Raw genomic sequence first — 11,202 nt, 5'->3', positions numbered from 1 at the left:
TGGGCTTGCCCGGGCGTTGGTGTTTCTGGCGCCTGGGCTCACATCCCTTTGCTACGGAACGCGATCTGAGCCCATTGCTTTTGCATGTTTTCCTAGAGACAACACGGCCGCAGTGCGGAGCATGGCAAGGACACACCCAAGGAGGTTCCACCATGCATCGCCTTGCCCTGCTCGCCAGCCTGCTCTACCCGGCCCTGGTCACTGCCGCCAACTGCACCCTGCCCGCAACGCTGGACCAGCGCCAGTTCACCAACCTCAGCGACCCGCTGTACGCCCCGGACAACCCCAACGCCGGACGCATGGTGCAGCTCAGCTTTGCCGGCAGCCAGTACGTGCTGGACATCCTCGGCACTGACTTGCGCATCGGCGGCAGCTACCGCTACCAGCGGCTGGCCCCGCATATCGCGGAAATCCAGATGACCGAGGCCCACCCGGCCGGTCCCGCCCACTACACCCTGCTGCTGACCTGCCAGAGCGACCGCCAGGGTCGCTTCATCTACACCCAGCACGACGGCCCCGTCGCCCCGCGCCAGCGCCAGAATTCCGGCCGCTGGACCCTGCACCCATAGGCCAGAAAACCGACGCCGGATAAATGGCGCCACGACCGGGGTCAGAGCCCGTTGCGTTGCAACGGGATCTGACCCCATCCGATTAGTGCCGACCAACGGTCGGCACCCACCATCAGCAGCAGGTTCCAACAGATCGCGGCCAACTGTCGAAGGCGGGGTGGGTCCGGTTGCGGGGGCGTGAGCGCCATGGATGGCGCGACCGAGCCTACAGGGACGTATTCACGGCGTCCCCCGCAACCGGACCACCCCCGCCACCCCACGGATAGCCCGATTTTGACGTTGATGTTGACGTCGCGTCGGCGGGTGCAGGGTGCAGCCCTGCCAGCACACCCACAACCCTCACTTCACTGAATCGAAAACCGGTTTCGGCACGGCACTTGCACTGGTTCCAGCAGACAACCCCATCCCTGTTTCTGGAACCGTTGCAGATGTCCCACTCCGTCACTTCGATCCTTTCGCAGATCCGCTCCTATCAGACCCAGATGGGACAGCCGGCGCTCAACCCGCTGGGCGAAGCGCCGCGCAGCAACGCCCTGCCGGGCACGGTGCTGGACGCGCCGCAGGCCCAGCCGGCCAGCTTCACCGAAACCCTGCGTGGTGCGATTGCCGGCGTCAACGATGCGCAGCAGAAGTCCGGCGCCCTCGCCAAGGCCTTCGAAATGGGCGACCCCAGCGCCGACCTGGCCAAGGTGATGGTCGCCTCACAGCAGTCCCAGATCGCCTTCCGCGCCACCGTGGAAGTCCGCAACCGTCTCGTCCAGGCCTACCAGGACGTGATGAACATGCCGCTGTAAGGAACATTGACGCATGGCACTGACGCTCTCCAAGGACAGCCTGAACGCCGAGAAGGCCGGGCAATGGTTCGACCGCCTGCAGAGTCTGCAGATCACCCGTCGGCTGGGCCTGATGGCGATGATCGCGGTGGCGGTGGCGGCAGGCCTGTCCGTGTTCTTCTGGTCACAGAAGCCGGGCATGGTCCCGCTGTACACCGGCCTGGACCAGAAGGCGACCGCTGAAGCGACCGACCTGCTGCGCGCGGCGCAGATTCCGTTCGCGCTCGATCCGGCCACCGGTGGCATCACCGTGCCGGAAAAGAACCTGCACGACGCCCGCCTGAAGCTGGCCGGCTCCGGCCTGACCGACAGCGGCAAGCTCGGCTTCGAGCTGATGGAACGCGATCCGGGCTTCGGCGTCAGCCAGTTCGTGGAAAGCGCGCGCTACCAGCACGCGCTGGAAACAGAACTGTCGCGCACCATCAACACGCTGCGCCCGGTACGTGATTCACGCGTGCATCTGGCCATTCCCAAGCCCAGCGCCTTCACCCGCCAGCGTGACGTGGCCAGCGCCTCGGTCACCCTGGAACTGCGTGGCGGCCAGCAGCTGGAACGCAGCCAGGTGGACGCCATCGTGCACATGGTCGCGGCCAGCATTCCGGACCTGGCGCCGGAACGGGTGACCGTGGTCGACCAGAGCGGGCGCATGCTCAGCATCACCGACCCGAACAGCGAGGCGGCGGTCAACGCCGCGCAGTTCGAGCAGGTGCGACGCCAGGAAACCTCGTTCAACCAGCGCATCCGCGAGCTGCTGGAGCCGATGACCGGCCCTGGCCGGGTCAATCCGGAAGTGAGCGTGGACATGGACTTCTCGGTGACCGAGGAAGCCCGTGAGCTCTACAACGGTGAACCGCAGAAGCTGCGCAGCGAGCAGATGAGCGAGAACACCACCAGCACGCCGGGTCCGCAGGGCGTGCCGGGTGCCACCAGCAACAGCCCGCCGGGCCAGCAGGCCGCGCCGGCCACCGCGCAGGCCCCGACCGAAAGCAGCAAGAACGCCACCCGCAACTACGAGCTGGACCGCACCCTGCAGCACACCCGCCAGCCGGCCGGCCGCATCAAGCGCGTGTCGGTGGCGGTACTGGTGGACAACGTGCCGCGCGCCGGTGCCAACGGCAAGGTCAGCCCGCAACCGCTGTCGGCCGCGGAACTGACCCGCGTCGAGGCGCTGGTGAAGCAGGCCGTCGGCTTCAACGCCGAGCGTGGCGACACCGTGTCGGTGATGAATGCCCCGTTCGTGCGTGACACCACGCCGGTCGAAGGCCCGGCCTGGTGGGAACTGCCATGGGTGCACGATGCCGGCCGCATGCTCCTCGGCGCGGTGGTGGTGCTGGCGTTGTTGTTCGGCGTACTGCGCCCGGCGCTGCGCGCGATCACCGGCCAGAACAGGAAGGACGACCCGCAGGCACTGGAGCCGCACACCGCGGACGTGCAGCTGGTGGATGACGATGGCATGCCGCTGCCGGCGCTGGGCACCGACCGGGCAAGCCTGGGCGGACCGGATGCGCTCGCACTGCCGGTGGATTCATATGAGGAACGACTGCGGATGGCGCGTGAAGCCGTGAAGACCGACTCCAAGCGCGTGGCCCAGGTGGTCAAGGGCTGGGTGGCCAATGACTGAGGCACAACTGACCGGTGTACAGCGCGCGGCCGTGCTGCTGCTTTCGCTGGGTGAGCTGGATGCGGCCGAAGTGCTGCGCCACATGGAACCCAAGGAGGTGCAGAAGATCGGCATCGCCATGGCCACCATGACCGACATCACCCGCGAGCAGGTGGAACGGGTGATGGACCAGTTCGGCCAGGAACTGGGCTCGAAGACCTCGCTGGGCGTCGGCTCTGACGACTATATCCGCAACATGCTGGTGCAGGCGCTGGGCAGCGAGAAGGCCGGCAACCTGATCGACCGCATCCTGCTCGGCCGCAACACCACCGGCCTGGACGCGCTGAAGTGGATGGACCCGCGTGCGGTGGCCGACCTGGTGCGCAACGAGCACCCGCAGATCATCGCCATCGTGATGGCGCACCTGGAAACCGACCAGGCTGCCGACGCGCTGAAGCTGCTGCCCGACCGTACCCGCGTGGATGTGCTGCTGCGCATCGCCACCCTCGACGGTATTCCGCCGAACGCGCTCAATGAACTCAACGAGATCATGGAGCGCCAGTTCGCCGGCAACCAGAACCTGAAGTCGTCCAACATCGGCGGCGTGCAGTGCGCAGCCAACATCCTGAACTTCATGGACAGTGGCCAGGACCAGGCGATCCTGGGCGAAATCGCGCGCATCGATGCGCCGTTGAGCAACCGCATCCAGGACCTGATGTTCGTGTTCGACGACCTGGTCGACCTGGACGACCGCGAGATGCAGCTGGTGCTGCGCGAGGTGAGCGGCGAGCGCCTGGGCCTGGCCCTGCGCGGTGCCGACATCAAGGTGCGCGACAAGATCACCCGCAACATGTCGCAGCGCGCGGCCGAAATCCTGCTCGAAGACATGGAGGCTCGCGGTCCGGTGCGCCTGTCCGACGTGGAAGGCGCGCAGCGCGAGATCCTGGCCATCGTCAAGCGCATGGCCGATGAAGGCACCGTCACCATCGGTGGCAGCGCGGAGGCCATGCTGTGAGCAACGTCGTGCGCTGGCTTGCCCCGGACCTGCTGGCCCAGCCCGAACCGGTGCTGGAGCAGGAGGATGCGTTCGCACTCACCGAGCCGGATCCGGAGCACGAACCGGAGCCGCCGCTGCAGCTGCCGACCCTTGAAGAGATCCAGGCGATCCAGGACAGCGCCGAGAAGGAAGGGTTCGAACAGGGCCATGCCGACGGCTACGGCCAGGGCCAGGCCGAAGTACGTCGCCTCGCCGCGCAGATCGAAGGGATCCTGGACAACTTCAGCCGGCCGCTGGTGCGGCTGGAGAACGAAGTGGTCGGTGCGCTCGGCGAACTGGCGGTGCGCATTGCCGGCGCACTGGTCGGCCGCGCCTACGAAGCCGAGCCGGCACTGCTGGCGCAGCTGGTCGGCGAAGCGATCGACGCCGTGGGCGGCAGCACCCGCGAGGTGGAAGTGCGGCTGCACCCGGATGACATCGCTGCCCTCGCCCCGCTGCTGAACCTTTCACCGGCGCAGCGCCTGGTACCGGATACCAGCCTCAGCCGTGGCGACCTGCGCGTGCACGCCGAAGCCGTGCGCATCGACGGCACCCTGGAAGCCCGCCTGCGCGGTGCGCTGGATGCGGTGATCCGCCAGACCGGAGCGACGGCATGAGTGCCGGACCACAAACCACTCCGCCGCCGGCAGACTGGGCCGTGGCCCGCAACCTGCGCCTGGCCCGGCGCCTGGAGGGCCTGCGCGTGGACACCGCGCATGGTCGTGGCCTGATCCGCGAGGGCGTGTTGCGCCGTGCGGTCGGGCTGACCCTGGAAGCGGTCGGCTGCGAAGCGCCGCTGGGTGCCAGCTGCAAGGTGGAAGTGGTCGATGGTGGCTGGGTCGACGCCGAAGTGGTCGGCTTCGCCGGCGAACGCACCTACCTGATGCCCAGCGCCGAACTGCATGGCCTGCTGCCCAACGCCCGGGTGGTGCCATCGGCGCGACGGGGCGGCGTGGAAGTGGGCGAAGGCCTGCTCGGCCGCGTCATCGACAGCGACGGCGTGCCGCTGGATGGCAAGGGCCCGATCCGCGCCGAAGGCCATGTTGGCATGGCCGGCGTGTCGATCAATCCGCTGGCGCGTGAACCGATCACCCAGCCGCTGGACGTGGGCGTGCGCGCGATCAACGCGCTGCTGCCGATCGGCCGCGGCCAGCGCGTCGGCCTGTTCGCCGGCTCCGGCGTCGGCAAGTCGACGCTGCTGGGCATGATGACCCGCTACACCGCCGCCGACGTGATCGTGGTCGGCCTGATCGGTGAACGTGGCCGCGAAGTGCGCGATTTCGTCGAGACCACGCTGGGCGAGGAAGGCCTGCGCCGCGCCGTGGTGGTCGCCAGCCCTGCCGACCGGCCGCCGCTGGCGCGACTGCATGGTGCCTACCGCGCCACCGCCATTGCCGAGTGGTTCCGCGACCAGGGCCTGAATGTACTGCTGCTGATGGACTCGCTGACCCGCTTCGCCCAGGCGCAGCGCGAGATCGGGCTGTCGGTCGGCGAGCCGCCGACCACCCGCGGCTATCCGCCGTCGGTGTTCGCCAAGCTGCCGGCACTGGTCGAACGCGCCGGCAATGGCGCCAAGGGCCGTGGCTCGATCACCGCGTTCTACACGGTGCTGACCGAAGGCGATGATCCGCAGGATCCGATCGCCGATGCCGCGCGCGCGATCCTCGATGGCCACATCCTGCTCTCGCGCCGCGTGGCCGACAGCGGGCTGTACCCGGCCATCGACGTCGAATCGTCAGTCAGCCGCGTGGTCACGGAAATCGCCGACGAACCGTGGCGCCTGCGCATCCGCAAGTTGAAGCGACTGGTCTCGGCCTACTCGGCCAACCGGGACCTGATCGCGATCGGTGCCTACCAGCGCGGCAACGACGCGGCCACCGACGAAGCCCTGGAACGCTGGCCGGAAATCATGGAGTTCCTCGGCCAGGACGTTGCCAAGGCCGCAGATCTCCCGCACAGCCAGGCGGCGCTGCAGCGCCTGGTGGAACAAGAGAGTTAAGCCATGAACCAGTCCAAGCGCATCGATCCCCTGCTCAAGCGGGCCCAGGAACATGAGGACGCGGTCGCCCGCGACCTGGCCGAACGCCAGCGCGTGCTCGACACCCATCTCTCGCGACTGGACGAACTGCGCCGCTATGCCGAGGAGTACGCCAACGCACAGATGGCGGCGACCAGCCCGGCACAGTTGCTCAACCGCCGCGCCTTCCTCGATCGACTGGACAGCGCGGTCGAGCAGCAGCAGGCCACGGTCAATGGCAACCGCGAAAAAGTGGAGGCCGAGCGCGCACGCCTGATCCTGGCCAGCCGTGACAAGGCGGTGCTGGAGCAGCTGGCCGCCAGCTACCGGGCGCAGGAAAAGGTGGTGACCGACCGCCGCGACCAGCGCGAGATGGACGACATTGGCGCACGGCGTGCACGCCTGGTGCAGGCCGAAGACCAGGACGGCGCCGAGCAGGGAGGCCGCTCGTGATGCCCGCCCCGCTCGCCAGCAGCGCCAACACGGCCACGCCCGCCACCAGCAACAGTGCCGCACGCGCCTCGCGCAGCGAAGGCGGAAAGGACTTCAGCCAGCTGCTGCAGGGCGGCGCACCGTCTGCACCCACGCCAGCCGGCAGCGCCACGACACCGATGCCATCCACGCCGAGCCAACCATCGACCGCCGACAGCAATGGCCAGGCACCGGGTGAACGCACCGCGGACGCCGAAGCGGCAACTGCTGAAACGCCGTCACTGCCGCCGGTTGCCGTGACCCCGGCTGGACCCGGCACCGAAAAGGACAAGCCCGCCGCGACCGAGGACGCCCCGTGGCCACCGCCCGGCCTGGCCGGCCTGGTGCTGGCGATGCCGATGCCTGCCGATCCGGCCGCTGCGCTGCCGACCACCGCTGCACCGGCGCTGGCCAGCGACGGTAGCGCGCTGCCTGCTGCTGCCCCCGCCACGAGCCCGACACTGCCTGCAGACGCGCCGGCGACGGCTACCACAACCCCAGCGGCGGCTGACGGCAAACCGGCGGCGACCAGCGCGGACGATGCCACGGCGCTGCCACTGCCGGAGATGATCCTGCCCGGCAAGCGCGCCGAGCGTGGCGAAGGCAGCGACGTGGCTGCACTTGGCGACCGCACCAGCGTACCCCTGCTGCACTCACCGCCAGCGGCCGCCGTACAGGACCTCAAGGCGGCGCTCGCCACCGGCAACGCGATCTTCAATGGCGAACCGACGCCGAAGCCCGTGCTGGGTGACGATGGCTTCGACCAGGCCATCGGCGCACGCCTGGGCTGGCTGGCCGACCAGAAGATCGGCCACGCCCACATCCGCCTGAGCCCGGACGACATGGGCCCGGTCGACGTGCGCCTGCAGTTGAACGGCGACAAGGTGCATGCCAGCTTCAGCAGCCCGCACGTGGACGTTCGGCAAGCGCTGGAAAGCAGCCTGCCGCGCCTGCGCGAGCTGCTGGGCGAACAGGGCTTCCAGCTGGCCCACGCCGATGTCGGCCACCAGGCACCGGGCGGTGGCGGCAATGCGCCGGGCCATCCCGGTGGCAGCGGCATCATCGGCGACGGAGAACCGACGCCGGGCGACGCCAGCGTGTCGTCGGCGCAGTTGATCCGCCAGCGCGGACTGCTGGACGCTTACGCCTGACAGGCGTGCCGACCAAGGTTGGCACCTACCGGCACAGGTTTCCGACGGAATTCCGTCGCATCCCGCTGCCCGGCCTTCGGCACACCCCTTGCATATCCCGGTGAAGCAACCCTCAGGAGCTTCACCCCGTGGCCGCAGCCGCTGACAAAACCAAGAAGACCGCCGAGAAGGACAAGGCCGCCAAGCCGCGTAGTCCGATCCTGATCACCGCGCTGGTGGCCGTACTGGCCGCCGCTGCTGCCGGTGGCGGCGTGTGGTTCTTCACCCAGTCCAAGCACGAAGAGAAGACCGCACAGGCGCCGAAGAAGAGCGCGACCCCAGCCCCGGCACAGTACTTCGCACTGGATCCGGCCTTCGTGGTCAACCTCAATGGCCCGGTCGACGGCCCACGTTACCTGCAGCTGGAGGTCCAGCTGATGACCCGCGACCCGGCCGCGCTGGAAGCGATCAAGACCCACGCCCCGGCCATCCGTGCGCGCCTGCTGATGCTGTTCTCGCAGGTCAGCCCGGACCAGATCGCCGATGTCGCCGGCAAGCAGAAGCTGCAGGCCGCCTCATTGGCCGAGGTGCAGAAGGTGCTCAAGGCCGAGACCGGCAGCAACGGCGCCGACGATCTGCTGTTCACCAGCTTCGTGACCCAGTAAGGGCCCACCGATGAATGATCTGCTGTCCCAGGACGAGATCGATGCCCTGCTCCACGGCGTGGACAGTGGCGCGGTCGAGACCGATGCGGAACCCCCGTCAGGCGAAGCGCGCTCGTACGACTTCGCCAGCCAGGACCGCATCATCCGCGGTCGCATGCCGACCCTGGAAATGGTCCATGAGCGCTTCGCGCGCCTGTGGCGGATCGGCCTGTTCAACCTGATCCGCCGCTCGGCCGAACTGTCGGTGCGCGGCATCGAACTGATCAAGTTCAACGACTACATGCACTCGCTGTATGTACCGACCAACCTGAACCTGATCCGCTTCAAGCCGCTGCGCGGCACCGGCCTGATCGTGTTCGAGCCGACCCTGGTGTTCGCCATCGTCGACAACTTCTTCGGCGGCGACGGGCGCTACCCCACCCGCATCGAGGGCCGCGAGTTCACAGCTACTGAAATGCGGGTGATCCACCTGCTGTTGAAGCAGACCTTCGCCGATCTGCGCGAAGCGTGGGCACCGGTGATGGATGTCGACTTCGAGTACATCAACTCGGAGATCAACCCGCATTTCGCCAACATCGTGACCCCGCGCGAGTACGTGGTGGTGTGCCGCCTGCACGTCGAGCTCGACGGTGGCGGCGGCGACATCCACGTCACCCTGCCCTACTCGATGCTGGAACCGATCCGCGAACTGCTCGACGCCGGCATCCAGAGCGACCGCAACGACCGCGACGAGAGCTGGGGCAAGACCCTGCGTGAGCAGCTCAACGTCGCCGAAGTCACCCTGTCCAGCGTGCTGGCCAGCAAGCGCATGACCCTGCGCGACCTGACCCAGTTGAAGGTCGGCGACATCCTGCCGATCGAGCTGAGCCCGCAGGTGCCGCTGTGCGTGGAGAACATCCCCGTGTTCACCGGCGAGTTCGGCATCGCCAACGGCATGAACGCCGTGAAGATCACCGCTACCCATCCGCCGGGCACCCGCCCGCGCGTACCCGTCATCCAGGAAGACCCGCAATGAACGATATCGACGCCCTCGAACCGACCCCGGCCCAGTTCAGCAGCCTGCAGGCCGATGAGGCGAATGGTCCGGACCTGAACCTGGACGTGATCCTCGATGTGCCGGTGACCCTGTCACTGGAAGTCGGTCGTGCCCGCCTGCCGATCCGCAACCTGCTGCAGCTCAACCAGGGGTCGGTGGTGGAACTGGAGCGCGGTGCTGGCGAATCGCTGGACGTGTTCGTCAATGGCACCCTGATCGCCCACGGCGAAGTAGTAGTGATCAATGACCGCTTCGGCGTGCGCCTTACCGACGTGGTCAGCCCCAGCGAGCGTATCCGGAGACTGCGTTGAGCCTGCTGGCCTCCACTCTGCTGGCGGTCGGCAAGGCCGCCGCGCCGGTCGGCCCGCAGGTCGGCCAGCATGCGGCCGCCGCACCCAGCCTGTTCGGTGCGGTGCTGGCGCTGCTGGCGGTACTGGCACTGGTGATCGGCCTGGGCTGGCTGCTCAAGCGCATGCCCGGCAGCGGCTTCCGCCCGGCCGAAGGCATGAAGGTGGTGGCCAGCCTGAGTGTCGGTGCCAAGGAACGCGTGGTGGTGGTGGAGGTCAACGGCCAGCAGCTGCTGCTGGGCGTCACCGCCGGCGGCATCAACACCCTGCACACCCTGCCCGAACCGCTGCCGCCACCGGCGCCGGTGCGCGTGCCGGACTTCAAGAATCTGCCGAATTTCGCCCAGCTGCTGCAGCAGCGGCTGCGCAAGGATCCCTGACATGCGTGTCCCCCGTACCCGTCCCGCCACCCTGATGCCGTGGCTGCTGTTGCTTGCCCTGTGCCTGTTGCCGGCACTGGCGTTCGCCGCGCCCGGCGCTCCGGCCACCCCGCTGCCGGACGTCAACGTCGGCAAGATCGGCGGCCAGCCGGTCAGCCTGCCGCTGCAGACCCTGCTGCTGATGACCGCGATCACGCTGATCCCGTCGATGCTGCTGGTGCTGACCTCGTTCACCCGCATCATCATCGTGCTGGGCCTGCTGCGCCAGGCGCTGGGCACCGGCCAGACGCCGTCCAACCAGGTGCTGCTGGGCCTGGCCCTGTTCCTCACCGCAATGGTGATGATGCCGACCTGGGACAAGGCGTGGAGCGCGGGCATGGCGCCCTACCTCAACGGCGACATCGACTTCCAGACCGCATGGACGCTGACCACGCAGCCACTGCGCGGCTTCATGCTGGCGCAGATCCGCGAGACCGACCTGATGACCTTTGCCGGCATCGCCGGGCATGGCACCTACGCCAGCCCCGACGCGATCCCGTTCCCGGTGCTGGTCGCTTCGTTCGTCACCAGTGAACTGAAGACCGCCTTCGAGATCGGATTCCTGATCTTCATCCCGTTCGTGATCATCGACCTGGTCGTTGCCAGCGTGCTGATGTCGATGGGCATGATGATGCTGTCGCCGATGCTGGTCTCGGCGCCCTTCAAGATCCTGCTGTTCGTGCTGGTCGATGGCTGGGTGCTGACCGTGGGTACGTTGGCGGCGAGCTTCAATCCGGCCTGATATCCCCCGTAACGCGCAGTCGAGCAGGGCTCGACTCTACATGAGCAGATGGAACCCGAATGTCTCCCGAACTTGCCCTGACTGAACTGCGTGGCGGCCTGATCACCGTATTGTGGGTGGCCGGCCCGCTGCTGCTCACCGTACTGGTGGTGGGCGTGGTGGTCGGTGTCGTGCAGGCCGCGACCCAGCTCAACGAACCGACCATCGCCTTCGTCGCCAAGGCGGCAGCGCTGACCGCAGTGCTGTTCGCGCTGGGCAGCCTGCTGATCGGCCACCTGGTTGAATTCACCACGCTGCTGTTCCAGCGCATCCCACACCTGATCGGCTAGGGCACGCG

14 protein-coding genes are annotated in these 11,202 nt (G+C 67.8%); all 14 read left to right on the top strand.

The genetic code is table 11. The features are described 5' to 3' along the window. The first annotated feature begins 152 nt into the window (after positions 1-152). The 14 genes from ACZ75I_RS09300 (at position 153) to ACZ75I_RS09235 (ending at position 11,194) form a co-directional block, all read left to right on the top strand. Positions 153-569 carry a hypothetical protein gene (locus tag ACZ75I_RS09300; protein WP_472959009.1) on the top strand — a complete coding sequence of 139 codons (417 nt, stop codon included), beginning with the start codon at positions 153-155 and terminating at the stop codon, positions 567-569. 428 nt (positions 570-997) lie between these two features. Beyond that, entirely contained in the window at positions 998-1,363 is a 366-nt protein-coding gene (gene fliE, locus ACZ75I_RS09295) for a flagellar hook-basal body complex protein FliE (RefSeq protein ID WP_061478712.1), read from the top strand. 13 nt (positions 1,364-1,376) lie between these two features. Beyond that, a complete protein-coding gene (gene fliF / locus ACZ75I_RS09290) occupies positions 1,377-3,023 on the top strand; it encodes a flagellar basal-body MS-ring/collar protein FliF (RefSeq protein WP_061478713.1) in 1,647 nt (548 codons plus the stop codon). 7 nt (positions 3,024-3,030) lie between these two features. Beyond that, on the top strand, positions 3,031-4,017 hold the full coding sequence (gene fliG, locus ACZ75I_RS09285; RefSeq protein ID WP_024958226.1) for a flagellar motor switch protein FliG: 987 nt from the start codon (positions 3,031-3,033) through the stop codon (positions 4,015-4,017). Then, positions 4,014-4,655 (top strand): FliH/SctL family protein, encoded by a 642-nt coding sequence (locus tag ACZ75I_RS09280; RefSeq protein ID WP_472959008.1) that lies wholly within the window; start codon positions 4,014-4,016, stop codon positions 4,653-4,655. The genes fliG and ACZ75I_RS09280 overlap by 4 nt, the downstream gene beginning before the upstream one ends. Further along, positions 4,652-6,037 carry a FliI/YscN family ATPase gene (locus tag ACZ75I_RS09275; RefSeq protein ID WP_111200872.1) on the top strand — a complete coding sequence of 462 codons (1,386 nt, stop codon included), beginning with the start codon at positions 4,652-4,654 and terminating at the stop codon, positions 6,035-6,037. The genes ACZ75I_RS09280 and ACZ75I_RS09275 overlap by 4 nt, the downstream gene beginning before the upstream one ends. Positions 6,038-6,040: 3 nt before the next feature. Further along, positions 6,041-6,508 carry a flagellar export protein FliJ gene (gene fliJ / locus ACZ75I_RS09270; RefSeq protein ID WP_005416437.1) on the top strand — a complete coding sequence of 156 codons (468 nt, stop codon included), beginning with the start codon at positions 6,041-6,043 and terminating at the stop codon, positions 6,506-6,508. Further along, complete coding sequence (locus tag ACZ75I_RS09265) at positions 6,508-7,677, top strand: flagellar hook-length control protein FliK (protein ID WP_180870865.1); 1,170 nt, start codon at positions 6,508-6,510, stop codon at positions 7,675-7,677. Before fliJ ends, ACZ75I_RS09265 begins: the two co-directional genes overlap by 1 nt. Positions 7,678-7,805: 128 nt before the next feature. Beyond that, positions 7,806-8,321, top strand: a complete 516-nt coding sequence (locus tag ACZ75I_RS09260; RefSeq protein WP_005416435.1) for a flagellar basal body-associated FliL family protein — start codon at positions 7,806-7,808, stop codon at positions 8,319-8,321. Positions 8,322-8,331: 10 nt separating this feature from the next. Then, positions 8,332-9,336 (top strand): flagellar motor switch protein FliM, encoded by a 1,005-nt coding sequence (gene fliM / locus ACZ75I_RS09255; protein WP_005416434.1) that lies wholly within the window; start codon positions 8,332-8,334, stop codon positions 9,334-9,336. Further along, positions 9,333-9,668 (top strand): flagellar motor switch protein FliN, encoded by a 336-nt coding sequence (gene fliN / locus ACZ75I_RS09250; protein WP_005409543.1) that lies wholly within the window; start codon positions 9,333-9,335, stop codon positions 9,666-9,668. Before fliM ends, fliN begins: the two co-directional genes overlap by 4 nt. 17 nt (positions 9,669-9,685) lie before the next feature. Further along, positions 9,686-10,084: a flagellar biosynthetic protein FliO gene (gene fliO, locus ACZ75I_RS09245; RefSeq protein ID WP_176556944.1), complete on the top strand. Its 399-nt coding sequence runs from the start codon at positions 9,686-9,688 to the stop codon at positions 10,082-10,084. Between the two features lies 1 nt (position 10,085). Next, complete coding sequence (fliP, locus tag ACZ75I_RS09240; protein WP_180870867.1) at positions 10,086-10,865, top strand: flagellar type III secretion system pore protein FliP; 780 nt, start codon at positions 10,086-10,088, stop codon at positions 10,863-10,865. 59 nt (positions 10,866-10,924) lie between these two features. Then, positions 10,925-11,194: a flagellar biosynthetic protein FliQ gene (locus tag ACZ75I_RS09235; RefSeq protein WP_005413254.1), complete on the top strand. Its 270-nt coding sequence runs from the start codon at positions 10,925-10,927 to the stop codon at positions 11,192-11,194. Positions 11,195-11,202: the final 8 nt, after the last annotated feature.

The organism is Stenotrophomonas sp. X, from assembly GCF_055721025.1.
The sequence above is the reverse complement of the archived record's forward strand: the minus strand, read 5'-3'. Positions and strand labels throughout refer to the sequence as shown.